The 25,566-nt window shown below is 58.0% G+C and carries 24 protein-coding genes; 10 read left to right on the forward strand and 14 right to left on the reverse strand.

Annotated elements, in window-relative coordinates:
* Nucleotides 1-154: 154 nt before the first annotated feature.
* From fdhE to fdnG, 4 genes are read right to left on the reverse strand one after another with little or no spacing between them, the layout of a single operon-like run.
* Entirely contained in the window at nucleotides 155-1,084 is a 930-nt protein-coding gene (fdhE, locus tag AB8846_RS18540) for a formate dehydrogenase accessory protein FdhE (protein ID WP_370733370.1), read from the reverse strand.
* Nucleotides 1,081-1,716 carry a formate dehydrogenase cytochrome b556 subunit gene (gene fdoI / locus AB8846_RS18545; RefSeq protein ID WP_008501832.1) on the reverse strand — a complete coding sequence of 212 codons (636 nt, stop codon included), beginning with the start codon at nucleotides 1,714-1,716 and terminating at the stop codon, nucleotides 1,081-1,083. Before fdoI ends, fdhE begins: the two co-directional genes overlap by 4 nt.
* The gene (gene fdxH, locus AB8846_RS18550; protein WP_008501831.1) at nucleotides 1,713-2,615 is read right to left on the reverse strand and encodes a formate dehydrogenase subunit beta; all 903 of its coding nucleotides are present in this window, start codon (nucleotides 2,613-2,615) and stop codon (nucleotides 1,713-1,715) included. Before fdxH ends, fdoI begins: the two co-directional genes overlap by 4 nt.
* Nucleotides 2,616-2,627: 12 nt before the next feature.
* Entirely contained in the window at nucleotides 2,628-5,678 is a 3,051-nt protein-coding gene (gene fdnG / locus AB8846_RS18555; RefSeq protein WP_219322016.1) for a formate dehydrogenase-N subunit alpha, read from the reverse strand.
* A 372-nt stretch (nucleotides 5,679-6,050) separates the two neighbouring features.
* Between fdnG and fdhD the strand changes: the two genes are divergently transcribed.
* Both fdhD and AB8846_RS18565 read left to right on the forward strand, forming a co-directional pair.
* Nucleotides 6,051-6,887, forward strand: coding sequence for a formate dehydrogenase accessory sulfurtransferase FdhD (fdhD, locus tag AB8846_RS18560; protein ID WP_063144326.1), 837 nt, complete (start codon nucleotides 6,051-6,053; stop codon nucleotides 6,885-6,887).
* 115 nt (nucleotides 6,888-7,002) lie between these two features.
* A complete protein-coding gene (locus tag AB8846_RS18565) occupies nucleotides 7,003-7,215 on the forward strand; it encodes a DUF1471 domain-containing protein (protein ID WP_032639988.1) in 213 nt (70 codons plus the stop codon).
* A gap of 39 nt (nucleotides 7,216-7,254) precedes the next feature.
* Here AB8846_RS18565 and AB8846_RS18570 read toward each other — a convergent pair whose 3' ends face one another.
* Both AB8846_RS18570 and AB8846_RS18575 read right to left on the reverse strand, forming a co-directional pair.
* Nucleotides 7,255-7,578, reverse strand: coding sequence for an AzlD domain-containing protein (locus tag AB8846_RS18570; protein ID WP_116343751.1), 324 nt, complete (start codon nucleotides 7,576-7,578; stop codon nucleotides 7,255-7,257).
* Nucleotides 7,578-8,237: an AzlC family ABC transporter permease gene (locus AB8846_RS18575; RefSeq protein WP_047646952.1), complete on the reverse strand. Its 660-nt coding sequence runs from the start codon at nucleotides 8,235-8,237 to the stop codon at nucleotides 7,578-7,580. The genes AB8846_RS18570 and AB8846_RS18575 overlap by 1 nt, the downstream gene beginning before the upstream one ends.
* A gap of 103 nt (nucleotides 8,238-8,340) precedes the next feature.
* On the opposite strand from AB8846_RS18575, the gene AB8846_RS18580 reads away from it, so the two are divergent.
* The 4 genes from AB8846_RS18580 (at nucleotide 8,341) to AB8846_RS18595 (ending at nucleotide 13,440) form a co-directional block, all read left to right on the forward strand.
* Entirely contained in the window at nucleotides 8,341-8,889 is a 549-nt protein-coding gene (locus AB8846_RS18580; RefSeq protein WP_063144328.1) for a helix-turn-helix domain-containing protein, read from the forward strand.
* 17 nt (nucleotides 8,890-8,906) lie between these two features.
* On the forward strand, nucleotides 8,907-9,902 hold the full coding sequence (locus tag AB8846_RS18585; RefSeq protein ID WP_370733371.1) for a LacI family DNA-binding transcriptional regulator: 996 nt from the start codon (nucleotides 8,907-8,909) through the stop codon (nucleotides 9,900-9,902).
* Nucleotides 9,903-10,006: 104 nt separating this feature from the next.
* Nucleotides 10,007-12,130 carry an alpha-galactosidase gene (locus AB8846_RS18590; protein WP_370733372.1) on the forward strand — a complete coding sequence of 708 codons (2,124 nt, stop codon included), beginning with the start codon at nucleotides 10,007-10,009 and terminating at the stop codon, nucleotides 12,128-12,130.
* 44 nt (nucleotides 12,131-12,174) lie between these two features.
* On the forward strand, nucleotides 12,175-13,440 hold the full coding sequence (locus AB8846_RS18595) for an MFS transporter (protein WP_370733373.1): 1,266 nt from the start codon (nucleotides 12,175-12,177) through the stop codon (nucleotides 13,438-13,440).
* A 37-nt stretch (nucleotides 13,441-13,477) separates the two neighbouring features.
* On the opposite strand, the gene rhaM is transcribed toward AB8846_RS18595, so the two are convergent.
* The 5 genes from rhaM to rhaB form a co-directional block, all read right to left on the reverse strand.
* On the reverse strand, nucleotides 13,478-13,792 hold the full coding sequence (gene rhaM, locus AB8846_RS18600) for an L-rhamnose mutarotase (protein WP_063144332.1): 315 nt from the start codon (nucleotides 13,790-13,792) through the stop codon (nucleotides 13,478-13,480).
* Nucleotides 13,789-14,937, reverse strand: a complete 1,149-nt coding sequence (gene fucO / locus AB8846_RS18605) for a lactaldehyde reductase (RefSeq protein WP_370733374.1) — start codon at nucleotides 14,935-14,937, stop codon at nucleotides 13,789-13,791. The genes rhaM and fucO overlap by 4 nt, the downstream gene beginning before the upstream one ends.
* 41 nt (nucleotides 14,938-14,978) lie before the next feature.
* Nucleotides 14,979-15,809, reverse strand: coding sequence for a rhamnulose-1-phosphate aldolase (gene rhaD, locus AB8846_RS18610; RefSeq protein WP_063144334.1), 831 nt, complete (start codon nucleotides 15,807-15,809; stop codon nucleotides 14,979-14,981).
* Between the two features lie 94 nt (nucleotides 15,810-15,903).
* Complete coding sequence (gene rhaA, locus AB8846_RS18615) at nucleotides 15,904-17,163, reverse strand: L-rhamnose isomerase (protein WP_370733375.1); 1,260 nt, start codon at nucleotides 17,161-17,163, stop codon at nucleotides 15,904-15,906.
* A complete protein-coding gene (gene rhaB / locus AB8846_RS18620) occupies nucleotides 17,160-18,629 on the reverse strand; it encodes a rhamnulokinase (RefSeq protein WP_370733376.1) in 1,470 nt (489 codons plus the stop codon). The genes rhaA and rhaB overlap by 4 nt, the downstream gene beginning before the upstream one ends.
* 301 nt (nucleotides 18,630-18,930) lie before the next feature.
* Between rhaB and rhaS the strand changes: the two genes are divergently transcribed.
* Nucleotides 18,931-19,767, forward strand: coding sequence for an HTH-type transcriptional activator RhaS (gene rhaS, locus AB8846_RS18625; protein ID WP_370733377.1), 837 nt, complete (start codon nucleotides 18,931-18,933; stop codon nucleotides 19,765-19,767).
* 73 nt (nucleotides 19,768-19,840) lie between these two features.
* Nucleotides 19,841-20,689, forward strand: coding sequence for an HTH-type transcriptional activator RhaR (gene rhaR / locus AB8846_RS18630; protein WP_063144339.1), 849 nt, complete (start codon nucleotides 19,841-19,843; stop codon nucleotides 20,687-20,689).
* Here the strand turns inward: rhaR and rhaT are convergent, their stop codons facing one another.
* The gene (rhaT, locus tag AB8846_RS18635; RefSeq protein ID WP_063144340.1) at nucleotides 20,690-21,724 is read right to left on the reverse strand and encodes an L-rhamnose/proton symporter RhaT; all 1,035 of its coding nucleotides are present in this window, start codon (nucleotides 21,722-21,724) and stop codon (nucleotides 20,690-20,692) included.
* 288 nt (nucleotides 21,725-22,012) lie between these two features.
* Here rhaT and sodA point away from each other — a divergent pair, with 288 nt between their 5' ends.
* Nucleotides 22,013-22,633: a superoxide dismutase [Mn] gene (gene sodA, locus AB8846_RS18640; protein ID WP_063144341.1), complete on the forward strand. Its 621-nt coding sequence runs from the start codon at nucleotides 22,013-22,015 to the stop codon at nucleotides 22,631-22,633.
* Nucleotides 22,634-22,704: 71 nt separating this feature from the next.
* Nucleotides 22,705-23,379, forward strand: a complete 675-nt coding sequence (yiiM, locus tag AB8846_RS18645) for a 6-hydroxyaminopurine reductase (RefSeq protein ID WP_370733378.1) — start codon at nucleotides 22,705-22,707, stop codon at nucleotides 23,377-23,379.
* A 53-nt stretch (nucleotides 23,380-23,432) separates the two neighbouring features.
* Here the strand turns inward: yiiM and cpxA are convergent, their stop codons facing one another.
* Both cpxA and cpxR read right to left on the reverse strand, forming a co-directional pair.
* Nucleotides 23,433-24,806 (reverse strand): envelope stress sensor histidine kinase CpxA, encoded by a 1,374-nt coding sequence (gene cpxA / locus AB8846_RS18650; RefSeq protein WP_023309731.1) that lies wholly within the window; start codon nucleotides 24,804-24,806, stop codon nucleotides 23,433-23,435.
* A complete protein-coding gene (gene cpxR / locus AB8846_RS18655; protein ID WP_006179159.1) occupies nucleotides 24,803-25,501 on the reverse strand; it encodes an envelope stress response regulator transcription factor CpxR in 699 nt (232 codons plus the stop codon). Before cpxR ends, cpxA begins: the two co-directional genes overlap by 4 nt.
* Between the last annotated feature and the right edge of the window lie 65 nt (nucleotides 25,502-25,566).

Here is a 25,566-nt window from a genome sequence, read left to right on the forward strand (position 1 = left end):
GTGACGAAGTAAGGGGGAGTTTTCTACGCGCAACGGCTAAATAAAATCTGAAATTGTCGCGCTGCGGCAGGGGGCTGGAGACGTGCGAAAACGGATAAAAAAGGAGTATTTACAGGCCGGGCAAGCTCGCGCTGCCCGGCACTGTCACAGGGGATTACTCCCCTTCACCCGGGAACAGGAACGGGTTGATCGAGCTGCGGGCAAAGCCCTCCTGCTCCATCTTCGCGTCCAGAATCAGCGAGGCGAGATCGTCGGCCACGGCTTCGACTTTCGGGTCTTTTTCCTGATACAGAATCTTCAGGTAAGTGCCGCAGTCGCCGCAGCTTTCGGCTTTCACCGACGCTTCTTCGTTTTCCAGCGACCAGTAGTTCAGATCGCGGGTCTGCTCGCAGTTGCTGCACTTGATGCGAACCACGTGCCACTCGGTTTCACACAGGTTGCAGTGCAGGTAGCGCAGCCCCTGAGTGGTGCCGATTTGCACCATGCTGGAGACGGGCATTGAGCCGCAGACCGGGCAGAACTGGCGCGCTTCGCCGTATTCGGCGCGGGCCTTGCCCGGGATCAGGCTTGCCATTTGCGCCCAGTAGAGCGACAGCGCAGCCCAGATAAACGGCGCTTTATCGCTGCTCACCAGAGAGAAGTCGGAGGCAAACAGCGCGCTCGCCATCTCTTCCAGCTCCAGTTCGGACGCTTTTTCCAGATTCTCAATGACCGCCAGCGCGGTGCCGCTCATCTCCGGCTTCAGCTCGGCAATGAGCGAATGCAGCAGCTTTTGCCAGTGCTTGTCGCGCGGCAGGACGTGAATGTCCAGCGGCGGCTTGCCCTGCTCGTTGGCTTCTTTGATGCGCGCGGTCAGGTCAATTTGCAGCGGATGGTCGTACAGCACCACTTCCTGCGCGTGGGCAACCAGCGCGGCAAAGCGCAGAAAATCGCCCAGCGGGTTGTTCTCTGCCAGCTCGCGCAGACGCTCTGCGCGGCGGTTGTAGAGGTTCTTGAGTCTGGGGAATAACAACGGCGGAATGTAATCCGCCGTGCGTTTCTCGCTCGACCCCAGCTCATCTTGCGGGATTATGCGAATACTCATTCAGATGACTTTTCCTGTTTCTGGCGGACTTCACGGTACCAGCGCGGGTGATGTTTCTTCGCCCACGTACTGGTTACCCATCCTTCCACCATCGCGGTAATGGTGCCTTTCACCCAAAGGGCGGCGTAGATATGCACCATGATAACCACAATTAACGCCACTGCGGCAAATGAATGCAGCATCAGCGCGAATCGGATCACCGGGATTGAGAAAGCAGGCGCAAAGTACGGACGCCAGATGATCACGCCGCTCACCAGCAACAGGACCAGGAAGATAATCGCCGCCCAGAATACGCATTTCTGGCCGAAGTTATAACGCCCGGTATCACCCACTTCCTCGTTGACGACGATCTTACGAATATTCTTCGCCCAAAAGATATCATCCCGATTGATTAGGTTATGGTGCCAGTAGCGGAAAAACATGATGATAAACGACGCGAACATGATGACGCCCACAAACGGGTGCAGAATACGCGCCAGCTGTGGTGTCCCCATGATCTGCATCAGCCAGTTGAAGGACGGGAAGAAGAACCCCAGCCCGCTTATCGCCGCCAGCATGAAGCAGAAGGCGGTGACCCAGTGGTTGATGCGTTCCGGCGCGGTGTAGCGCACGATGGTGTCACGTTTTCTCATTTGCGCACCTCGTCTTTCTCTTCATGCAGGTTGTCGTCTTCCTCTTCCGCGCGGTTCGGACCAACGCCGACGTAGTGGAAGATGCTCGCTGCGAAGGTGGCAGCAAATCCCACCGCTGCCAGCGGTTTCCAGATGCCTTTCCAGAACTTCACGGTGGCGCTGATTTCCGGGTTCTCCGGCAGGCCGTGATACAGGTTCGGCTTGTCGGCGTGGTGCAGCACGTACATGACGTGCGTACCGCCAACCCCGGCCGGATCGTACAGGCCTGCGTTATCGTAACCGCGGGTTTTCAGCTCGCCCACGCGCTCTGCCGCCAGCGTTTTCATATCCTCTTTGGAGCCAAAGTGGATAGCGCCGGTTGGGCAGGTCTTCACGCACGCAGGCTCCTGGCCAACGGTGACGCGGTCAACGCACAGCGTGCATTTGTAGACGCGGTTATCTTCCGGGTTCAGGCGCGGAACGTCGAACGGGCAGCCTGCGATGCAGTAGCCGCAGCCAATGCACTGTTCGGACTGGAAGTCGACGATACCGTTGGCATACTGAATGATAGCCCCTTCTGACGGGCACGCCTTCAGGCAGCCTGGATCCGCACAGTGCATACAGCCGTCTTTGCGGATAAGCCATTCCAGTTTGTCGTTCTGCTCAACTTCCGAGAAACGCATCACCGTCCAGGACTTGGCGGTCAGGTCCGCCGGGTTGTCGTACACCCCGACGTTGTGACCCACTTCGTCACGGAGGTCGTTCCACTCTGAACACGCCACCTGACAGGCTTTACAGCCGATACAGGTGGTCACGTCGATAAGCTTCGCCACTTCCTGCTGGTGGTCCCGCGCCTGAGGCGCGGGCGTGAAACCGTTAGTCGCGGAACGACGGATAATGTCTTGAGATTGATAAGCCATAAGTCGTCTCCGTTACACCTTTTCCACGTTCACGAGGAAGGCCTTAAACTCCGGCGTCTGCGTGTTCGCATCGCCGACGAACGGCGTCAGGGTGTTCGCAATGAACCCTTTCTTCGCCACGCCCTCATAGCCCCAGTGGATCGGGATACCGATGGTATCCACCTCCTGACCGTGAACGTTCAGCGTGCGAATACGCTTGGTCACCACCGCCTTGGCTTTAATATAGCCGCGGTTAGAGGAGACCTTCACGGTATCGCCATGGGCGATGCCGAGCTTGCCCGCCAGCTTCTCGCCGATCTCCACAAACTGTTCCGGCTGCGCGATGGCGTTAAGCAGCGCGTGCTTGGTCCAGTAGTGGAAGTGTTCGGTCAGACGATAGGTAGTGCCCACGTACGGGAACTTGTCCTTTTTACCCAGCGCTTCGAAATCGCCCTTAAAGATACGGGCTGCCGGGTTAGAGACCACGTTCGGGTGCAGCGGGTTGGTGCCCAGCGGCGTCTCAAACGGCTCGTAGTGTTCCGGGAACGGACCTTCCGCCATCTTATCGATAGCAAACAGACGTCCCATCCCTTCAGGCTGCATGATAAACGGCCCAACGTCGCTGCCCGGTGCGGCAGTGCTGTAGTCCGGAATATCCACGCCGCCCCATTTCGCGCCGTCCCACTTCAGAAGCTGACGCTTCGGATCCCACGGGTTGCCCTGCGGGTCAGCGGATGCGCGGTTATAGAGGATGCGGCGGTTGAGCGGCCATGCCCATGCCCAGCCCAGCGTATTGCCGAGGCCCGACGGGTCGGCGTTATCGCGGTTGGCCATCTGGTTGCCCTTCGGCGTCCAGCTACCGGCAAAGATCCAGCAGCCGCTCGACGTCGTGCCGTCATCGCGCAGGTGTGCGAAGGTGCTGAGCTGATCGCCTTTCTTCGCCAGCACGGTACCGGTGGCCGGGTCGATAACGTCCGCCAGCGCCTTACCGTTGCTCTCCATCGCCACTTCTTCCGGCGCAGGGTTTTCCGGCGTCGAGTAGTTCCAGGTCATGTTCAGCACCGGTTCCGGGTTCGCACCGCCTTCTGCCGCATACATCTTACGCAGGCGTAAGAAGATGCCGGCCAGGATCTCGCCGTCGTTCATGGCGATGCCCGGGGCGTCCGCGCCTTTCCAGTGCCACTGCAGCCAGCGTCCGGAGTTGACGATAGAACCGTTTTCTTCCGCGAAGCAGGTAGACGGCAGACGGAACACTTCGGTCTGAATCTTCGACGGATCGACGTCGTTCGATTCACCGTGGTTCTGCCAGAAGGTCGAGGTTTCGGTATTGAGCGGGTCAATCGTCACCAGGAACTTCAGCTTCGACAGAGACTCAACAACCTTGTTCTTGTTCGGGAACGAGGCAACCGGGTTAAAGCCCTGGCACAGATAGCCGTTCACTTTGCCCTGGTGCATCATCTCGAAATACTGCAGAACGTCGTAGCCTTTGTCCCACTTCGGCAGCCAGTCAAAGCCCCAGCTGTTTTCAGCCGTCGCTTTGTCGCCGAAGAAGGCTTTCATCATCGAGACGAAGAACTTCGGATAGTTGCCCCAGTAGTTCACCTGGCCTTCAAGCAGCGGTTTAGGCGTGCTGGCCGTCAGGTAGGTTTGCAGGTCGGTCTGTTTCTCGCTTGGCAGGTTCATGTAACCCGGCAGGCTTTGAGACAGCAGGCCGAGGTCGGTCAGACCCTGAATGTTGGAGTGACCGCGCAGGGCGTTCACGCCGCCGCCTGCCATCCCCATGTTGCCGAGCAGGAGCTGAACCATCGCCATGGTACGGATGTTCTGCGCACCGATGGAGTGCTGCGTCCAGCCGAGGGCGTACAGGAACGACGCGGTTTTATCTTTCGCGCTGGTTTCGGCGATCAGCTCGCACACCTTCAGGAAGTCAGCCTTCGGCGTACCGCAGATGTTTTCAACAACCTCCGGCGTGTAGCGGGAAACGTGCTCTTTCAGCAGGTTCCACACGCAGCGCGGGTGTTGCAGGGTGGTATCGCGCTTCGCAAAGCCTTTTTCATCCAGCTCGTAGTTCCAGCTGGTTTTGTCGTATTTGCGTTTTTCGGCGTCGTAACCGCTGAACAGGCCATCTTCGAAGTGGTAATCCTCACGCACGATCAGGCTGGCGTTGGTATAGGCTTCGGTGTATTCGCGGTTATATTTTTCGTTGGTCATCAGGTACAGCAATACGCCTGACAGGAAAGTGATGTCAGTACCTGAACGAATAGGGGTGTAGAAATCCGCCACTGACGCAGTACGCGTAAAGCGGGGATCGATCACAATCAGTTTCGCACCGTTGTGGATTTTGGCTTCCATCGCCCAGCGGAACCCGACAGGGTGCGCTTCAGCGGCGTTACCGCCCATCACCACAATGAGGTTGGCGTTCTTGATGTCGACCCAGTGGTTGGTCATCGCACCGCGACCAAATGTTGGAGCAAGACTTGCTACCGTTGGTCCGTGTCAGACACGCGCCTGGTTGTCGACCGCGAGCATACCGAGTGCGCGCGTAAATTTCTGGGTTAAATAACCGGTTTCGTTGCTGGAAGCAGAGGCACACAGCATCCCGGTGGAGAGCCAGCGGTTGACCGTGACGCCATCGGCGTTCTTCTCAACAAAGTTGGCATCGCGGTCTTCTTTAATGTGTTTTGCGATGCGGTCGAACGCCTCTTCCCAGCTGATTTGCTGCCATTTGTCGGAGCCAGGCGCGCGATATTCAGGGAATTTGAGGCGGCTTTCGGAGTGGATAAAGTCCACCAGACCGGCCCCTTTCGGGCACAATGCGCCGCGGTTGACCGGATGATCCGGGTCGCCTTCGATATGGAAAATAGACGCTTTAGCGTTTTTAGCACCGTCGCCGAGGCTATACATCAACAGCCCGCAACCGACAGAGCAGTACGTACAGGTATTACGGGTTTCACGGGTGCGCAGCAGTTTATACTGCCGCGTTTCCGCCAGCGCTACGCCGGGCGCAAAGCCCAGTGCCGCTGCCGTGGTGCCTGCCATACCGCCAGCGCAGATCTTAAAGAACTGCCTTCTGCTGACCTGCATGGGTCACTCCTTGTTTCGACATTGCTTACATATGTAGTTTTGACTTCGCGGCTTAAGAATGACCGCAAAGGAAAAAAATTTGCGTTAATCCCTCAATTCCACGAGGGATATCATCAGAATACCACAATGTCGGTACTGCTGTTCTAATGGCGTTAATACAAAGTGAACGTATTATCACCATGTTGATTATAAAGTGTGATATTGATCACATTAACAGCTCTGCTTGTTAAAGGTGTGTAGCGGGTGTCGGGTTGCACCCCTTCTAAATGAGTAGGAGAATGATTGTTGAAAAGTTGATCCATACTATGCGTAACGCCTGTGGATTATGCTGCAATAGCAGGCTCACCTCCGTGGTTGTTCAGGAATACCGCTGTGTCTAAACAAAACCGTGCTCCCCACTCGTCACCACTGCCTGCGGGCATTGTGGAACTGTCGGTACACAGACCGCCCCACATCACCCATGCCACGCCGGATTTTCTGGCGGAAGAGGTGCCCGTGGCGCTCGTTTACAACGGCATCTCGCATGTGGTGATGATGGCTTCGCCGAAAGATCTTGAGCTGTTCGCCATCGGTTTTTCCCTCTCGGAAGGCATCATTGACCATCCGCAGGAGATCTACGGCATGGACGTGGTGCAGGCTTGCAACGGCCTTGAAGTGCAAATCGAACTCTCCAGCCGCCGCTTTATGGGGCTGAAAGAGCGCCGCCGCGCGCTGGCCGGGCGTACCGGCTGTGGCGTCTGTGGCGTGGAGCAGCTCAATGATATTGGTAAACCCGTTGCGCCACTGCCGTTTACGCAGACCTTTAATCTGGCTCACCTCGACCATGCGCTCGAGCACCTGAACGACGTACAGCCCATTGGTCAGCTGAGCGGCTGCACGCACGCGGCGGCATGGGTGTTGCCGTCGGGGGATATTGCCGGGGGACATGAGGACGTTGGCCGCCACGTGGCCCTGGATAAGCTGCTCGGTCGCCGGGCGCGTGAAAGTGACGTGTGGAAGCAGGGGGCGGCACTCGTTTCCAGCCGCGCCAGCTATGAGATGGTGCAAAAATCCGCGATGTGCGGTGTGGAAATTCTGTTTGCGGTCTCAGCCGCAACGACGCTGGCGGTGGAGGTGGCGGAGCGCTGCAACCTGACGCTGGTGGGCTTCTGCAAGCCGGGAAGGGCGACCGTTTATACCCATCCACAGCGATTAATTGTTGATCAATAATTTTGAATGATAATAGCAAATCCTTCCGCTTTTAGTTGTTCGTGATGAGGTCTAGTATTTATCTCATCAAGGCACGGTGCCTTAACTAAACAACTTAATGAAAGGGTTAAAACACATGAATAGCATCAAAACTTTTGTCGCTGTAATCGCTCTGGCTACTTCTTTCGGTTCTTTCGCTGCACAGACCGTGACCGCAACCGCGTCAACCATTGATGGCGCAGAAGCTAAAATCGCGGCTCAGGCTCAGGAAGCCGGCGCGTCATCTTACAAAATTACCCAGGCGTTCTCAGGTAACCGCGTACACATGACTGCTGAACTGACTAAATAAGCTGTCACACCGTCGAAAGAGCGCCCCCGGGGCGCTTTTTTAGTTTATGCCCGCCACGCGCAGCAGCGCGGTTACCACAGCCGCCGCTACGATCACCACAATTAACGGCATCTTTCTCCAGGCCAGAAATACCGCAAACGCCACGCCCAGCACGCGCGCCATTCCTGCGAAATGTTCGCCTTCATAAAACGTGGTCGCCAGCGCCACGGAAAACAGCAACACTGTCGCCGCATCTGACAGCAGCGCCTGTGAACGCTCTGATAATGCCAGCCTGTTCCCCAGTTTCGCCCCGCCAAGACGCATCAGATACGTTCCCGCAGACAAAATGGCGATGCCGAGAATAAAAAACGTCATATTTCCCATTATTTTTTCCTCGCAGCGAGACCCAGTAAAGAGAGCAGCACCGGTAATCCCACCGGGGCAAACGGCACGGCGGCCAGCGACACAACGGCACCGCTGCAGGCGCGGATAAGCGTGGTGCGGTTTTTAAATGCGGGAACCACCAGCGCCAGCAATATGGCCGGGAATACCGCATCCAGGCCAATGGTTTCCGGATCCGGCAGCAGTTTGCCGACCATAGCGCCCAGCAGGGCCCCCAGCGGCCAGACAATCGCCACGCCTAAACCGCATAACCAGTACGCCGCTTTACGCTGTTCGGGCGTTTTTTGCGACAGGCCAAAAACCACGCTTTCGTCGTTCATGATGTGGCAGCCCAAAAGGCTCAGGCCACGTTTGCCCACCAGTTCACGTACCGTGACGCCAAACGGCACGTGCCGCGCGTTGACCAGCAACCCCGCGGCTGCCGCCGCCAGCGGGTTACCGCCGCTTGCCACAATGCCGATAAACATGAACTCAGACGCGCCCGCGAGTACGGTGATGGAGAGTACAAACGGTACCCAGACCGGGAAACCGTAGGCCATCGCCAGGGAGCCGTATGACATCCCGACCACGCCGACCGCGAGGCAGACCAGGATGATTGCTTTTATGGTGTCGCCTTTCAGGCAAGAGAGATGATGCTTCATACATTTTTAGCCATATCGAACGTGTATCCATTATAATGAACGCAACAGAAGTGTTTTTCAAGATGAACGATTCGTTCGATTTACAGAACAAAGGGGCCGTTATATGACGCAGCCAATCAGCCTGATCGCTAAAAGTCTGGTGCGGGAACGCCTGCGAACCGGCCTTTCACTGGCGGAAATTGCCCGCCGCGCCGGGATCGCTAAATCCACCCTTTCCCAACTGGAGTCCGGCAACGGTAACCCTAGCCTGGAAACGCTGTGGTCGCTTTGCGTGGCGCTGGATATCCCTTTTGCCCGCCTGCTTGAGCCGCAGTTGCCGACCACGCAGGTGATCCGCCGTGGTGAAGGGACGAAAGTGGTTGCCGGACAGGCGAATTACGAGGCCATTTTGCTGGCGGCATGCCCCCCGGGCGCGCGTCGCGATGTCTATCTTCTGATGACCCAGCCGGGCGCAGACCGTATTTCTCAGCCACATTCACCGGGCTCAGTAGAGCATATTATTGTGACGCAGGGACGGGCGCTGGTTGGTCTGCTTGACGCGGCGGAAGAGCTCGCCGCAGGAGATTATATTTGTTATCCCGCCGACCAGCCGCATATCTTTAAGGCGCTGGAGCCGGATACGCACGCGCTGCTGGTTGCAGAACAAAATTAACGAAGATACGGAAAATCATGTCGCTTAAAGCCATTGCCAAAGAACTGGGGCTGTCTGTTACCACCGTCAGCCGCGCCCTCAACGGATATGACGACGTCTCCGCCGAGACGCGTGCCCGCGTGGAAGCGGAGGCCCAGCGACGCGGGTATCGCCCTAACACCTTCGCGCGGCGTCTGAAGATGGGCAAAATTGACGCCGTCGGGCTGGTGTTTCCGGTGCATCCTGTTCCGCTCAATAACAGCGTATTTATGGACATGGTCGGCGAAATTAGCCACGAACTGGCGCGACATGAAATCGACTTACTGCTGATTGCGGATGACGATCTGGCCGATAAACACAGCTATATGCGCATGGTGCAAAGCCGCCGCGTGGATGCGCTGATTGTGGCGCATACGCTGGATCACGATCCGCGTCTTGAGGAGCTTCAGGCCGCCGGTTTTCCTTTCCTGGCGCTCGGTCGCAGCCAGCTGCCGCAGCCTTACGCGTGGTTCGATTTCGACAACTACGCAGGGACGTATCAGGCCACCCGCTGGCTGATCGAGAAAGGTCATCAGCGCATCGCGCTGCTGGGCGAAAGCAACAACCAGGCCTTCATCACCCAGCGCCGACAGGGGTATCTGGACGCCCTGCGGGAAGCCGGCCTCTCCAGCGAATGGTTGCGCGCCATGCCACCTTCGCGCCGCGTGGGGTATGCCACTACGAAAGAACTTCTCTCCCTGCCGCTGCCGCCCACGGCCATTATTACCGACTGCAACACCCACGGCGACGGCGCGGCCATGGCGCTGGCACAGATGGGACGCTTAACGGGTGAAAACGCCGTTTCGCTGGTGGTCTATGACGGCTTGCCGCAGGACAGCATTGTCGATATTGATGTTGCCTCGGTCATACAGTCCACCCGTCAGGGCGTCGGAAAACAGATTGCCGATATGGTGCGCCAGCTGATTAGCGGCGGCGATATTGAGACGCTCCAGGTGCTCTGGCAGCCAGAATTCTCACCCGGTCACACAGCCTGAACGCACCAAATTTCTAAACCCGATCACAAATCCGAAACGTTTTGGTTTGTATCCGAAACGTTTCGGATCAACACTCAGACTATCCCGACGACAGGAGATGTCTGATGCACGATTCCATTTTTCGACTTCAAAGCACAACGGTAGACGTGGTGATTAAAACCCACCCGTTCGCCGAAATTCTCTATTGGGGGCCTCACCTTCAGCACTTTTCGCCTCAGGATGTCACTACGCTGGCGCGCCCGGTTGCCAACGGCAGGCTGGACGTGGACTCCCCGGTCACGCTGATGGCCGAGCTGGGGCACGGCCTGTTTGGCTCACCGGGCATTGAGGGGCATCGCCAGGGGCTGGACGGTTCACCCGTCTTCAACACCACTGACGTGCAGCAGCAGGGACAATCCCTGACGGTAACGGCAGAAGATGACCATGCGGGTCTGCGTCTGACCAGCGAACTGGCGCTGGATGCCAGCGGCGTGCTGATGGTGCGTCACGGCGTAACCAACCTGAAAGCACAGGCCTGGCAGGTGGACCGTTTCGCCGTGACGCTGCCGGTAGCGGAGCGCGCGCAGGAGATCATGGCCTTTCATGGGCGCTGGATACGTGAATTTCAGCCGCACCGCGTGACGCTTGAACACGACAGCTTTGTGATTGAAAACCGTCGCGGCAAAACGTCGCACGAACACTTCCCGGCGCTGATTTCAGGTACGACGTCGTTCAGCGAAATGCAGGGTGACGTCTGGGGTGTTCATCTGGGATGGAGTGGCAACCACCGGCTGCGCGCGGAAGCCAAAACCGATGGCCGTCGCTATTTGCAGGCTGAAGCGCTTTACCTGCCTGGGGAAATGGCTGTCGAGGAGGGCGACACGCTCTGGACGCCGCGCCTGTACGCGAGCTACTCCGCGAACGGACTGAACGGCATGAGCCAGCAGTTCCATCGTTATCTTCGCGACAACGTGATTCGCTTCCCGGACGACAAGCCGCGCCCGGTACACCTCAATACCTGGGAAGGGATCTACTTCAACCACGATCCGGACTACATCATGCGCATGGCCGACGAGGCCGCGGCGCTTGGCGTGGAGCGCTTCATCATCGACGACGGCTGGTTCAAGGGCCGCAACGATGACCACGCCGCGCTGGGTGACTGGTATCTGGACGAGAAAAAATACCCGAACGGCCTGACGCCGTTGATCGACCATGTCAAACGGCTCGGCATGGAGTTTGGCATCTGGGTTGAGCCGGAGATGATTAACCCGGATTCCGATTTGTATCGCGCGCACCCTGACTGGGTACTGGCGCTGCCGGGCTACGCCCAGGCGACCGGGCGTCATCAGCTGGTGCTCAACCTCAACATTCCGCAAGCCTTTGATTATCTGGTTGAGCGTATGAGCTGGCTGCTGGGTGAACATGCGGTCGATTACGTGAAATGGGATATGAACCGGGAGCTGGTGCAGCCGGGACACGAGGGTAAAGCCGCCGCCGATGCACAGACGCGCCAGTTTTATCGCCTGCTGGACGTGCTGGGCGAGCGCTTCCCGCATATTGAGTTTGAATCCTGCTCGTCCGGCGGCGGGCGTATTGATTATGAAGTGCTGACCCGCTGCCACCGCTTCTGGGCGTCCGACAACAACGACGCGCTGGAACGCAACACAATACAGCGCGGCATGAGCTACTTCTTCCCGCCGGAAGTGATGGGCGCGCATATCGGTCATCATAAATGTCACGCCACCTTCCGCCAGCACAGTATTCAGTTCCGTGGTCTGACGGCGCTGTTCGGCCATATGGGGCTGGAGCTGGACCCGCTCACTGTGGATGCGCAGGAGCGCGAAGGCTATCGCCATTACGCCGCGCTGCATAAGCAGTGGCGCGAGGTGATCCACCGGGGGACTCAGTGGCGCGTGGATATGCCGGATCCCAGCACCCTGGCGCAGGGTATAGTGAGCGAAGATAAAGCGCAGGGGTTGTTTGTGGTCAGCCAGATCGCGATGCCGGATTACAGCCTGATGATGCCGCTGCGTATGCCGGGGTTAGACGCCCGCGCGCAGTACCGCATCACGCTGCTCGATCACCCGAACATCCAGATCACGGGCAAAGGTGGGCACACCATGCGCAAGCTGCCGTCTTGGATGGACGCGCCGCAGACGGTGAGCGGTGAGTGGTTGATGCAGGCGGGGATTGCGCTGCCGGTTCTGGACCCGGAAACCGCCATTCTGATTGGCGTCGAACGCGTGTAAGGGTGACGGGCCGGGCAACCGGCCCTCCGTTGAGGATAAAAATAATGAACACAACAACCTGTACCCACAAAGACAACCCTAACTTCTGGATCTTTGGGCTGTTCTTCTTTCTCTACTTCTTCATTATGGCCACCTGCTTTCCGTTTCTGCCTATATGGCTGTCGGACATCATCGGCCTGAACAAAACCCATACCGGAATTGTTTTCTCCTGCATCTCGCTATCGGCCATTGCCTTCCAGCCGGTGCTGGGGGTGATTTCGGACAAGCTGGGGCTGAAAAAACACCTGCTGTGGATTATTTCTGTGCTGCTGTTCCTGTTCGCGCCGTTCTTCCTGTTCGTCTTCGCGCCGCTGCTGAAAACCAATATCTGGCTGGGCGCGCTAAGCGGCGGGTTGTATATCGGGTTTGTCTTCTCGGCGGGATCGGGGGCCATTGAGGCCTACATCGAACGCGTCAGCCGCAACAGCTTCTTTGAATACGGCAAGGCCCGCATGTTCGGCTGTCTCGGCTGGGGCTTGTGCGCCTCTACGGGCGGTATTCTGTTCGGCATCGATCCGTCGTACGTCTTCTGGATGGGATCGGCGGCGGCGCTGCTGCTGATGCTGCTGCTGGTGGTCGCGAAGCCGAAGCCCAACCAGACGGCGCAGGTGATGAACGCCCTGGGCGCGAACCAGTCGCAGATTACCGCTAAAACCGTGTTTAACCTGTTCCGCCAGCGCAGAATGTGGATGTTCATTCTGTACGTGATTGGCGTGGCCTGCGTGTATGACGTTTTCGACCAGCAGTTCGCCACCTTCTTTAAAACCTTCTTTGCCACGCCGCAGGAAGGGACCCGCGCCTTTGGTTTCGCTACCACGGCGGGGGAGATTTGTAACGCCATCATCATGTTCTGCTCGCCGTGGATCATTAATCGCATCGGCGCGAAAAACACGCTGCTGATCGCCGGGGTGATTATGGCGACGCGCATTATCGGCTCGTCGTTTGCCACCACGGCCATTGAAGTGATTGCCCTGAAGATGCTGCACGCGCTGGAAGTCCCGTTTCTGCTGGTGGGCGCGTTCAAGTACATCACCGGCGTGTTTGATACGCGCCTGTCTGCCACCATCTACCTGATTGGCTTCCAGTTTGCCAAACAGTCGGCGGCGATTTTCCTCTCTGCCTTTGCCGGGAATATGTATGACCGGATCGGCTTCCAGGAGACGTACCTGATGCTGGGCTGTTTTGTGCTGGCAATTACGGTAGTGTCGGCGTTTACGCTGAGCAGCAGGCAGGATATTGCGGCAAGCCGAAACGCGGTAGAGGCGAACTAGTTAAAGACGCTGCCGCATTCGCGGCAGCGTTAAAGCCTTACGCCAGGTAAAACACCTCGTTCAGCTCGGCACTCACCGGGCTATTATCCAAATTTGACGGCATGACATCCCGCATGTGTTTCCACCAGCGCTGGCAGACGTCGGTGTTCGCCACCGCGTTCCAGCGTTCTTCCGATTCTATTTCTACGGTCGCAAACAGCAGGTTGCGTTCGTTGTCGAGATAGATGGCGTAATGGTGCGCGCCGTGGGCTTTCAGCACGCCTTCCAGCTCGGGCCAGATAGGATTGTGGCGGCGCGCGTACTCCTCGTGCGCGTCCGGGTTCACCTGCATCACAAACGCTTTGCGGATCATAAAGCCTCCAGGTACAGCTCGCGAACTTCCTCACGGCTGGCGGTGCGCGGGTTGCATGGCGCACACGGATCGGCGAGGGCTTTATCCAGCCAGCCTTCAATATCGGCTTTGGTCACGCCGAGCTGGCTGAAGCCGGACGGAATGCCGACGCGAGCGCTCAGGTCGCGAATCGCCTGAATGGCGGACATGCTGGCGGCTTCGTCGCTCATGCTACGCGTATCAACGCCCATCGCCTGCGCCACGCGGGCGAAGCGGACGACCGCGTTCGGGCGGTTAAAGTTTTCGATGACCGGCAGCAGGATGGCGTTGCACACGCCGTGCGGCAGGTTGTGCGTCGCGCCCGGCTGGTGCGCCAGGGCGTGTACCAGACCCAGACCGGCGCTGTTAAACGCCATGCCCGCCAGATACTGGCCAAACGCCATCTGCTCGCGCGCTTCAAGGTTATGACCGTTGTTGACCGCTTCCGGCAGCCACAGGTTGATCAGGCGAATTGCTTCCAGCGCGTTGGCGTCGGTCAGCGGGTGCGCGCCAACGGACACATAGGCTTCAATGGCGTGGGTTAACGCATCCATGCCGGTTGCGGCGGTCACGGAGGCGGGAATATCCAGCATGACGCTGGCATCGTCCACGGCGATGTCCGGGATGATGTTCGGGTCGATAATCACCTCTTTCACCTGACGCGCGGAGTCGATGATCACCGCGTTGCTGGTCATCTCCGCCGCCGTGCCTGCGGTGGTGTTGATCGCCACCAGCGGCACGCCCGCGTTTTTCACCTTGCCGACGCCGGAATAATCGGTTGACGGGCCGGGGTTGGCGGTGAGGATTTTAATCGCCTTGGCGGTATCAATCGGGCTGCCGCCGCCAAAGGCAATCACGTAATCACACTCCGCGTCCCGGTAAGCCGAAATTCCTTTTTGCACCAGCGCTTCCGTCGGGTTCGGGAACACTTCATCGAACAGGTGATACGACATCTGATGGGCGTCCAGCGCGGTAAACAGGCTGTCGAGCAGGCCCAGCTTTACCAGCTGGCCGTCGGTGACAATCAGCGCTTTACCCCACTGCTTGTTTGCCACCAGGTTGACCATATCGCCGATTGCGCCCGCGCCGTGAAGGCTGATTTTTGGAAGTGCCAACATAAAGCTCATGATATTTATCCTTAACGATCAACGTTCGTCCTGCGAAGGCGTTATGCGTATAAATCCAGCGCGGATTGCAACGGGCTCACGCCAAAGCGCTTGCCCAGTGCGATCAGTTCTTCCCGGGTGATGGTTTGCTTCATGCCGCCCATGGAGTACACCTTCACCAGCACTTCCGCTGATTTCTCGGCGGTGTCGATCAGGCCAAAGGTTTCATCCAGCGTTGGGCCGCTGCCGAAGACGCCGTGGAACGGCCACAGCACCAGCGAATGTTTTTGCATATCGACGGCGGTTGCCTGGCCGATTTCGTCGGTCCCCGGCACCATCCACGGCAGAATGCCCACGCCGTCCGGGAAGACCACCAGACATTCGGTGCTGCCTTCCCACAGTTTGCGGGTGATGAAATCGGCGCTGTTTTCCAGCACGTAGGTCAGGGCGATCAGGTTGGTGGCGTGGCAGTGCATGATCACGCGGTCTTTACCGTTAGTCGCCTTGATGCGCTCGCAGTGGGAGAGGAAGTGCGCAGGCAGTTCGGAGGTGGGCACCGCCTCGTCGGTCAGGCCCCACAGAATGTGGTAGCCCGCGCCGTCGCTGTCAACTTTCACCACGCCGAGGTTGGCCTCCGGGTCGAGCTGGACGTTGCGAAAGAACTTGCCGGAACCGGTGACGATAAACGGCGTGTTGGCGAGCAGCGGCATCGGCTGGCTCAGCGCGATATAGCGCGGCTTCTGGTGGAAATCGGCCGCGAACGGTTCGATATCCGCGTCGTCCAGGCGCAGCGTCAGGTTGCCGCCGTTGCGCTCGTCCCAGCCCTTCAGCCAGGCGTCGGAGGTGGCTTTGATCATGCCCTGGACGAACCAGGAAGTGGTGATGGTCTGCATACTGTGGTTCCTTTGAAAGTGCCGGGTGGCGCTACGCTTACCCGCCTACTCTTACCTGTAGGCCCGGCAAGCAACGCGCCGCCGGGCGATGTTTTTACTGACGAGCGGCGAGAACGTCTTTCTCATACGCCCGCACGTTGTCCAGCCACTGGCTGCCCGCCGGGGCGTCGTTACGCTGGCAGTACATTTCCCACACTGCCTGCCACGGCAGGGATTTCTGTTCTTCCAGCAGCGCCAGACGCGCGGTGTAGTCGCCGTTCGCCTCCAGCAGTTTCAGCGCGGCGACAGGCTCCAGCAGCGCGCGGAGCAGGGCTTTCTTCATGTTGCGGGTGCCGATAACCCACGCCGCGATGCGGTTGATGGAGGCATCGAAGAAGTCGAGGCCGATGTGCACGCGGTCAAAGAGGTCGTGGCGGATGATTTCGCTGGCAATCGCCTGGGTTTCGTCATCCAGCAGCACCACGTGGTCGCTGTCCCAGCGCACCGGACGGCTGACGTGCAGCAGCAGGCGCGGCACGTAGAGCATGGCGGCGGAGATTTTGTCGGAGATCACCTCTGTCGGGTGGAAGTGGCCGGCATCCAGACACAGCGCGGTCTGACGGCTGGTGGCGTAACCCATATAGAACTCGTTCGAGCCAACGGTATAGCTCTCGGCGCCAATGCCGAACAGCTTGCTCTCTACGGCGTCGATGTGGTGCGCCGGGTCCAGCTTCTCGCTGAGAGCCTCATCCAGCGCGGCCAGCAGGCGCTGGCGCGGAGCCAGACGATCGACGGTGATGTCCTTCATGCCGTCCGGGATCCAGATGTTCATCACCGACGGCGTGCCGAGCTGCTCGCCGAAATACGCCGAGACGCGGCGGCTGGCCTTCACGTGGTCGATCCAGAACTGGCGGATGTCGTCGTCCGCGTGGGCGAGGGTAAAACCGTCCGCGCTCAGCGGATGTGAGAAGCAGGACGGATTAAAGTCCAGGCCCAGCCGGTTGGCTTTCGCCCACTCTACCCAGTTCTTAAAGTGCTCCGGTTTGATTTCATTACGCGCCACCGGCTCGTCGGATTCGAGATAAATCGCGTGCAGGTTCAGGCGTTTTGGCCCCGGGATCAGGCTCAGCGCCAGCTCCAGGTCGGCGCGCAGTTCGGTCGCGTTACGCGCTTTGCCCGGGTAGTTACCCGTGGCCTGAATACCACCCGTGAGGGAACCGCCCGGGTTCTCGAAACCGGCGACGTCATCGCCCTGCCAGCAGTGCATGGAGACGGGCAGACGGTCGAGCTGGCGCAGCGCCTCTTCGACATCCACGCCGACGGCGGCGAAACGCTGTTTAGCCAGGCCCCAGGCTTGTTCTAATTGAGTTGTCATGCACAAAGCTCCTTAGTCACTCGGTTTTGCTGAAACTGCGCCCGAAAGCGAGCAATTTCACGGCAGGGATTGGGGGTAAAGGTGGTCAGGCTGGCGTTAGCCGCCACCACCGAACGGAAGTCGTCAACGTTGGAAAGTTCGTCCAGGGTCATCAGCTGAACGCCGATATTCCCGAGCGTGGAGGCCTCCACGGGACCTGCCACCACGGTGATGCCGCAGGCATCGGCGCAGAGCTGGTTCAGCAGCTGATTCTGGCAGCCGCCGCCCACGATATGCAGCTGGCTGAACGGTTTTCCGCGAAGGCTCGCCAGCTCGCTGAGGGTGTCGGCATACAGCAGGGCGAGGCTGTCAAAAATGCAGCGCGCCAGTTCGGAAGGGCTGGACGGCACCGGCTGCCCGCCCTCAACGCAGGCGGCCTGAATTTCCGCGCTCATGTGCGCCGGGTTGATAAAGCGGTCATCGTTCGGGTTGATCAGGAACGTGCAGGCCTTCAGCTTCTCGGTTTCGGCGATAAGCGCGGGCAGGTCGTTAACATTCTGCTCTTTCAGCACCCGCTGGAGCAGCCACAGCCCCATGATGTTTTTCAGTACGCGGTAGCGCCCTTCGGCACCGCCTTCGTTGGTAATGTTTGCGGCCATCGCGGCATCGCTGGCGTACGGGGTTTTGCTCTCAAAGCCCATCAGCGACCAGGTGCCGGACGAGAGGTAAGCCGCGTCTTTGCTGGCGAGCGGCGAGGCGATAACCGCGCTGGCGGTATCGTGGCTGGCGACGGCAACCACGGAGATTTCGTTCCCCTGCGGGCAAATCCAGTGGCCGATCACGTTGCCCGGATGGGTTGGCGTGCCGAACCAGGACGGTGACGCCCCCGTCCAGGCCAGCAGATGTTCATCCCAGCTATCCGAGTTGATGTTGACCAGCTGCGTGGTGGTGGCGTTGGTATATTCCCAGTTCATGTTCCCGGTCAGGCGGTAGCTCAGGTAGTCCGGGATCAGCAGCGCATGGGCCACGTCCGCGACCAGCTCCGGCTGTTGCTCGACCAGGGCACGCAGCTGATAAAGCGTGTTAAACGGCAGAAACTGAATGCCGCTGCGCCCGTAGATGTTGTCCTTGCCAAGCTGGGCGATAGCGTGCGCCATCAGGCCGTCGGTGCGGCTGTCGCGATAAGAAACCGGCAAGCCGACGCGCTCGCCATGGCTATCAAGCAGAACGTAGTCCACGCCCCAGGTATCAATGCCGATGCTGTCGATGCGAATGCCATCGTCGCAGACGTTGTTCAGTCCGATACGGATCTCCGCCTCCAGGGCATCGATATCCCAGGCCTCAAAACCGTCCTGCTTTTGCAGGCAGTTGGCGAAACGGTGCATTTCGCGAAGCGAAAGCGTGTGCTGCTCACGGTCCCAGCTCGCGAGCATTACGCGGCCGCTGGATGCGCCTAAATCGACAGCCACACAATGGCGAAAAGTCATGGTCGGGTCCTTTCTTAAGTCATTAGCGGTGAGTGTAAAAAAGGGAAGAAAAAGTCACCTTCTCACCACTGACAGGCCAAATCTCGCGCTGGCAAGAAAGCAAAGGTGAATGTGAGGGAGTTCACAGTTTCCGGCAGTGGCGGGATTCTCAGGCAGTGTGACGCTGGCCGCATTTCCCGATCTTTCCCCCTGTTTCTTGAAAAATGGACAGCTTTTGCGAGGTTTACTGCCAAAAATTGAAGGTGAGCGTGGGAGGCCTTAATTACTATTTTGAGAACATTTTTCATTGGTGGGGGCCGTTATGACCGTACTGCACAGCGTGGATTTTTTTCCTTCAGGAGGTTCGCCTGTCGCGATTGAGCCGCGGCTTCCTCAGGCCGCGTTCCCGGAGCATCATCATGATTTTCATGAAATTGTGATTGTTGAGCGCGGGACGGGGATTCATGTCTTCAATGGCCAGCCTTATACCATCAGCGGCGGTACGGTGTGCTTCGTGCGCGACCACGATCGGCACCTGTATGAACATACCGACAACCTGTATCTGACGAATGTGCTCTACCGTTCCCCGGACGCGTTCCAGTTTCTTTCGGGGCTGAGTAAGCTGTTGCCCCAGGAGCAGGACGGACACTATCCGTCGCACTGGCGGGTGAATCAGTCCATCCTGCAGCAGGTGCGTCAGCTGGTGGGCCAGATGGAGAAGAGCGAGGACGGGCAGGAGACGCACGCCATTGCCACGCGCGAACTGCTGTTTATGCAGCTTCTGGTGCTGCTGCGTCGCAGCAGCCTGGTGGAAGGGCTGGAAGATAACAACGCGCGCCTGAACCATTTGATGGCCTGGCTGGAAGATCATTTCGCCGAGGACGTCTGCTGGGAAACGCTTGCGGATGATTTTTCACTGTCGCTGCGCACCCTGCATCGCCAGCTTAAGCAGCACACCGGGCTGACGCCGCAGCGCTACCTTAACCGTCTGCGCCTGATCAAAGCGCGTCATCTTTTACGTCATACCGACGAAAGCGTCACAGATATTGCCTACTGCTGCGGTTTTGGCGACAGCAATCACTTTTCTACGCTGTTTCGCCGGGAATTTAGCTGGTCGCCGCGCGATATTCGTCAGGGGAAAGACGCGATGCTTCAGTAACGCGAGGGCAGTCACCGTTTTATTTTCGCAAAAAAGCTAATAGTGTCAGGTTATTCGGCGTAGAGGTCGTGGTGTGGCTGCTCAGTTAATCCTTCGCAAAGATGATTTTTATGCCTCCGCGAGTCAGGCCGTCACGGTGGCCGATCGCTACCCGCAAGACGTGTTTGCCGAACATACCCACGAGTTTTGCGAGCTGGTGCTGGTGTGGCGCGGTAACGGCCTGCACATCCTCAACGACCGTCCCTACCGCATCACGCGCGGCGATCTGTTCTACATTCGCGCGGAGGATAAACACTCCTACGCCTCGGTTAACGACCTGGTGCTGCAAAACGTTATTTACTGTCCGGACAGGCTCAAGCTTAACGTGGACTGGGCCGCGAGCATTCCAGGCTTTCTTAATGCTAAGGGTTCTCCGCACTGGCGCTTAAGCAGTAACGGCATGGCTCAGGTCCGGCAGGTTATTTCTCAACTGGAGCAGGAGAGCCAGAAGAACGACCCCGTGGCTAACCAGCTGGCGGAGTTGCTTTTCGCCCAGCTGGTGATGACGTTGAAGCGCTATCGTTACGCCACTGATAACCCCCCCGCCACGACGCAGGAAGCGCTGCTGGATAAGCTCATCACCCGGCTTGCGGGTAGCCTGAATAAAAACTTTGTACTGGAGAAATTCTGCGAGCAGGAACAGTGCAGCGAGCGCGCGCTGCGCCAGCAGTTCCGCACCCTGACCGGGATGACGGTGAACCACTATCTGCGCCAGCTGCGCATCTGCCATGCACAATATCTCCTCCAGCATACGGAGTGGATGGTCAGCGATGTGGCGATGTGCTGCGGCTTTGAGGACAGTAACTACTTTTCAGTGGTGTTTAACCGCGAGGTGGGGATGACGCCGGTACAGTGGCGTCATCGCAGTCGAAAAGGGTCGTAATCAGTTTGCCATGCCGAGGCCGACGATATTGGCAGCGATAATAATCACCACGCAGCCGAGGCTCAGTACGCCAACCGGACGACGTCCGGCGTTCTTCCACTCTTTCAGCACCAGCCCTACCAGCCCGCCGCAAAGTACGTAGAAACTCATGTGCAGCATCCAGCTTATGTAGTCGTATTGCGCCGGAATGCTGGCGTGGCCCCAGGCGTAAAAGAAGAACTGCAAATACCACATCAGGCCGCCGAGAGCGGAGAGCAGCACGTTGGTGATGATGAGCGATTTTGCCAGCGAGAAATCGGTTTTTACCGACAGGTTTTTGACTTTTGCCAGACGAATGAAGCAGAAGCCCAGGTTAACCATCGCGCCGCCACCCATAATCACGACATAGCTTGGCAGCGCAACGTACAGCGGATCGACGCCCAGCGCGGCGGCGGCTTCGTGCATCGGTTTGGCGGCGTTCATGGCGAACGACATACCGGCCGAGAAAATGCCGCACATCACCGCCAGCAGAAGGCCTTTCTTCAGGTTAAAATCCTCGGCTTTAATGCCCATCTTGCGCTCTTTCAACTGCCCCGCGCGAGTCACAATTCCAACGCCAATGACCGCTACCAGCACGCCCAGGAGCGTCATCCGCCCACCCTGAGTATTAATAAGCACGTCGAAGTTGCCGTTAAGAATTGGCGTCATCAGGGTACCGACGATCAGCGTGATGCCAATCGCGATACCAATGCCCATCGACATGCCGAGATAGCGCATGGTGAGGCCATAGTTGATGTTGCCGACGCCCCACATCGCGCCGAACAGGAACACCGGCAGCAGGGTAGAGGCGCTGAAGGAGGAGAAGTAGCCCCAGAAATCGGGCAGCAGCATGGCGCTAATGGTCCAGGGCAGAATCAGCCAGGACACGATCCCGCCAACGGACCACATGGTTTCCCATGACCAGCCCCTCACTTTTTTAAACGGAGCATAGAAACAGGCTGCACTGGCAGCGCCTATCAAATGCCAAAAGATACCCATCGTAATCGCATGATTCATTTTTACACCCTCATCGTTTTTATCGTCAGTGGCTTCCCACCGACCTGAGGAGTGTAAAAATTAAGCGGTTTGGGCACCTTCAGAAGGTTGCCGCACATGTGTTCTGGATGGCAATCAGCACGTTAACCGCGTGAGCAGACTCACATTTCCGCTATTAATCGAAAAACGAATAACCATATAAAAACTACGGCATTGATAATCATTTTCAATATCATTTAATTAACTATAATGAACCAACTGCTTACGCGGCATTAACAGCTGTGCCGCCCGACAATAATGGAGAGGATTATGAGTTATACACTGCCATCCCTGCCGTATGCCTACGACGCACTGGAACCGCATTTCGACAAGCAGACGATGGAAATCCATCACACAAAACACCACCAGACCTATGTGAACAACGCGAACGCCGCGCTGGAAAGCCTGCCAGAGTTCGCTAGCCTGTCTGCTGAAGAGCTGATCACCAAGCTGGACCAGCTGCCAGCGGACAAGAAAACCGTTCTGCGTAACAACGCTGGCGGCCACGCTAACCACAGCCTGTTCTGGAAAGGCCTGAAAACCGGTACCACCCTGCAGGGCGACCTGAAAGCGGCTATCGAGCGCGACTTCGGTTCTGTTGACAACTTCAAAGCGGAATTCGAAAAAGCCGCTGCAACCCGTTTCGGCTCTGGCTGGGCGTGGCTGGTTCTGAAAGGCGACAAGCTGGCGGTAGTGTCTACTGCTAACCAGGACTCCCCGCTGATGGGTGAAGCAATTTCTGGCGCATCCGGCTTCCCAATCGTGGGCCTGGACGTGTGGGAACACGCTTACTACCTGAAATTCCAGAACCGTCGCCCGGACTACATCAAAGCCTTCTGGGACGTGGTGAACTGGGACGAAGCAGCAGCACGTTTCGCCGCTAAAAAATAAGGTTGCATTGACGCCTGTGAGAAGCGAGTCTTATGACTCGCTTTTTTTGTATCTGCGTAATGGAGGCAGCAATGCATTACCCGGTGAACGTGTTTACAGGCAAGGTCAGGGAGTACGACGGCAGCCGCCCGAGCGCCATCGCTAAAATTCAGGTCGACGGCGAGCTGACGTTAACCGACCTCGGGCTTGCGGGTGACGAGCAGGCCGAAAAGAAAATCCACGGCGGGCCCGAGCGCGCGCTGTGCCACTATCCGCGCGAGCACTACCAGCACTGGAAAACCGAGTTCCCCGAGCAGGCTGACCTCTTCGTCGCTCCCGCGTTTGGCGAGAATCTCTCCACCGAAGGGCTCACCGAAGAGAACGTGTTTATCGGCGATATCTACCGCTGGGGCGATGCCCTGATTCAGGTGACGCAGCCACGCTCGCCGTGTTTTAAGCTCAACTTCCATTTCGGTATTCATGACATGTCGGCTCAGATGCAAAGCGCGGGTAAAACCGGTTGGCTGTACCGCGTGGTGCTGGCTGGGCAGGTTTCAGCGGACGCGCCGCTTGAGCTGGCGTCGCGCCTGAGCGATGTGTCTGTTTATGACGCCTGCGCCATTGCCTGGCATATGCCGTTTGACGACGAGCAGTATCACCGCCTCCTGTCGGCTGCGGGGTTATCCACCAGCTGGACGAGAACGATGCAGAAGCGGCGTTTAAGCAACAGGATCGAGGATAATTCGCGGAGATTGTGGGGGAAATAGTCCTCCGCAGAGAGTAGGCCGGGTAAGGCGAAGCCGCCACCCGGCACTAACAGCTACGAACGCTTATACAACGGTAGCCACAGCGTTAACCGTAGTCCACCCAGCGGGCTGTCGTCGGCTTTCACCCAGCCACGGTGCTGCTGCATGGCGGTTTCAACAATCGCCAGACCCAGTCCCGTACCACCCGATTCACGGTCGCGCGCTTCGTCGGTACGATAGAACGGACGGAAAATCTGCTCGCGGTCTTCCGGGCTCACGCCAGGACCGTCGTCATCGACAATGACCGTAATCCCGTCTTTATCCACCGAGAACGCCACCTCAATCTTCGTATGCGAGTAGCGCAGGGCGTTACGCACGATATTCTCCAGCGCGCTTTCCAGCGTGTTGGGGTTACCGTACAGCGGCCACGGGCCCGGCGGGAAGTTGACGGTGAAGGATTTACCCATCTGTTCCGCTTCGAACGCCGCGTTGTCCAGCACCTCGTGCCACAGGTGATTGGCTTTCACCGTTTCGCTGACCAGCGCGTTTTTCTGCTGATTGCGCGACATCACCAGCAGGTCGTTGATCATGCTGTCCAGGCGGTGAGCTTCCGTTTCAATACGCTCCAGCTCCTTGCTCTCACCGCTGCGGCGGCGCAGGAGCGCGGTGCCAAGCTGCAAGCGCGTAAGCGGGGTACGCAGCTCGTGTGAGATATCCGACAGCAGACGTTGCTGTGCGGTCATCATGCGATCGAGAGCGCTCACCATCTGGTTAAAACTGGTCCCGGCGGCAAGGAACTCCTGCGGTCCGGCTTCCAGTTCAGGGTGTTGTCGCAGGTTACCCTGCGCCACTTCATCGGCGGCATTCTTCAGCTTACGCGCCGGTTTTGCCAGGCTCCACGCCAGCCATAACAGCAGCGGCGAGCTGACCAGCATGGTGACAATCAGCAGCAGGAGAGGGCGGTCAAACAGTAGGTTGATAAAATCAGACTGGGAGTTGCTCGCAGGACGGATCAGGTAGAGCTGATAGTTATCCTCTCCGTCTCTGACGGAGAAAGGCCCGACCATCTCTACGCGGCCATATTTCTTCTTCTGGGGATGATCGGCGTTATCCGCCTGGCCAATGAAGTTACGGATAATCTGCATTTCATTGCGATCGGCCCCAATGACGCGGCCTTCGCTGGTCACCAGCAGCAGGCGTTGTCCGGGCGGCGCCCACTTGTCGATAGCGCGAAACAGCCTGCGCCACCACATTAAATCGTTCGGCGGATCGTTTGCCAGCTCGGCTTCCACGTGCTGCTCGATCATCACGCCCTGACGTTGCTCGCTGTCGAGAAGCTCCGTCATCTGCCGTGAGTCGAGTTTTGGCAACATCAGTACGAGCATTAAAACCAGTGCCAGCGTCAGCCAGAAGATGGCGAAGATGCGGGCGGTTAAGCTTCCTATCATGAAGCGGAAACCATCAGATAACCGCGACCACGCAGGGTTTTAAACCATGGATGACCGTCTTTACGCTCCGGCAGCTTGCGGCGCAGGTTAGAGATGTGCATGTCGATGGCGCGGTCAAACGGGGTCAGACGTTTGCCCAGCACTTCCTGACTTAAGTGTTCACGCGATACCACCTGGCCGAGGTGCTGTGCCAGCAGATACAGCAGGGTGAACTCCGTGCCGGTCAGTTCCAGCGTCTGGCCATCAAAGCTCGCTTCCTGACGGCCCGGGTTCAGGCTCAGGGAGTCGACTTCAAGAGTCGGTGAGCTGTTGTCGGTATTTTGCTGCTGCTCGCTCCAGTGGGAACGACGCAGGATAGCGCGAATACGGGCAACCAGTTCACGGTCGTTAAACGGCTTCGGTAAATAGTCATCCGCGCCCAGCTCAAGGCCGAGTACGCGGTCAAGTTCGCTGCCGCGTGCGGTCAGCATAATAACGGGGGTCTGGTGTGTCTGGCGAAGCTCTTTCAACGTATCAATGCCGTTTTTCTTCGGCATCATCACGTCGAGCAAAAGTAAATCGATGCTGTCGTCAAGGAGACTCAGCGCCTGCTCGCCATCATGGGCAACCAGGACGTTGAAACCTTCCATGTCGAGCAACTCCTTTAAAAGGGATGTGAGCTCTCGGTCATCATCAACTAACAGGATTTTATTCATTGTTTAAATACCTCCGAGGCAGAAATTACGACATCAAGGCTGTCTAATCCATGACTTTACGTTGT

It is taken from the genome of Enterobacter sp. KB-221C9 (genome assembly GCF_041320715.1).
GTDB classification, from domain to species: Bacteria; Pseudomonadota; Gammaproteobacteria; order Enterobacterales; family Enterobacteriaceae; genus Enterobacter; species Enterobacter asburiae_D.

Bases quoted from the DNA above. Each gene is read 5' to 3' on its own strand.
- fdhE (WP_370733370.1), bottom strand. From the start codon at position 1,084: ATGAGTATTCGCATAATCCCGCAAGATGAGCTGGGGTCGAGCGAGAAA.
- fdoI (WP_008501832.1), bottom strand. From the start codon at position 1,716: ATGAGAAAACGTGACACCATCGTGCGCTACACCGCGCCGGAACGCATC.
- fdxH (WP_008501831.1), bottom strand. From the start codon at position 2,615: ATGGCTTATCAATCTCAAGACATTATCCGTCGTTCCGCGACTAACGGT.
- AB8846_RS18565 (WP_032639988.1), top strand. From the start codon at position 7,003: ATGAATAGCATCAAAACTTTTGTCGCTGTAATCGCTCTGGCTACTTCT.
- AB8846_RS18570 (WP_116343751.1), bottom strand. From the start codon at position 7,578: ATGGGAAATATGACGTTTTTTATTCTCGGCATCGCCATTTTGTCTGCG.
- AB8846_RS18575 (WP_047646952.1), bottom strand. From the start codon at position 8,237: ATGAAGCATCATCTCTCTTGCCTGAAAGGCGACACCATAAAAGCAATC.
- AB8846_RS18580 (WP_063144328.1), top strand. From the start codon at position 8,341: ATGACGCAGCCAATCAGCCTGATCGCTAAAAGTCTGGTGCGGGAACGC.
- AB8846_RS18585 (WP_370733371.1), top strand. From the start codon at position 8,907: ATGTCGCTTAAAGCCATTGCCAAAGAACTGGGGCTGTCTGTTACCACC.
- AB8846_RS18590 (WP_370733372.1), top strand. From the start codon at position 10,007: ATGCACGATTCCATTTTTCGACTTCAAAGCACAACGGTAGACGTGGTG.
- AB8846_RS18595 (WP_370733373.1), top strand. From the start codon at position 12,175: ATGAACACAACAACCTGTACCCACAAAGACAACCCTAACTTCTGGATC.
- rhaM (WP_063144332.1), bottom strand. From the start codon at position 13,792: ATGATCCGCAAAGCGTTTGTGATGCAGGTGAACCCGGACGCGCACGAG.
- fucO (WP_370733374.1), bottom strand. From the start codon at position 14,937: ATGAGCTTTATGTTGGCACTTCCAAAAATCAGCCTTCACGGCGCGGGC.
- rhaD (WP_063144334.1), bottom strand. From the start codon at position 15,809: ATGCAGACCATCACCACTTCCTGGTTCGTCCAGGGCATGATCAAAGCC.
- rhaA (WP_370733375.1), bottom strand. From the start codon at position 17,163: ATGACAACTCAATTAGAACAAGCCTGGGGCCTGGCTAAACAGCGTTTC.
- rhaB (WP_370733376.1), bottom strand. From the start codon at position 18,629: ATGACTTTTCGCCATTGTGTGGCTGTCGATTTAGGCGCATCCAGCGGC.
- rhaS (WP_370733377.1), top strand. From the start codon at position 18,931: ATGACCGTACTGCACAGCGTGGATTTTTTTCCTTCAGGAGGTTCGCCT.
- rhaT (WP_063144340.1), bottom strand. From the start codon at position 21,724: ATGAATCATGCGATTACGATGGGTATCTTTTGGCATTTGATAGGCGCT.
- sodA (WP_063144341.1), top strand. From the start codon at position 22,013: ATGAGTTATACACTGCCATCCCTGCCGTATGCCTACGACGCACTGGAA.
- yiiM (WP_370733378.1), top strand. From the start codon at position 22,705: ATGCATTACCCGGTGAACGTGTTTACAGGCAAGGTCAGGGAGTACGAC.
- cpxA (WP_023309731.1), bottom strand. From the start codon at position 24,806: ATGATAGGAAGCTTAACCGCCCGCATCTTCGCCATCTTCTGGCTGACG.
- cpxR (WP_006179159.1), bottom strand. From the start codon at position 25,501: ATGAATAAAATCCTGTTAGTTGATGATGACCGAGAGCTCACATCCCTT.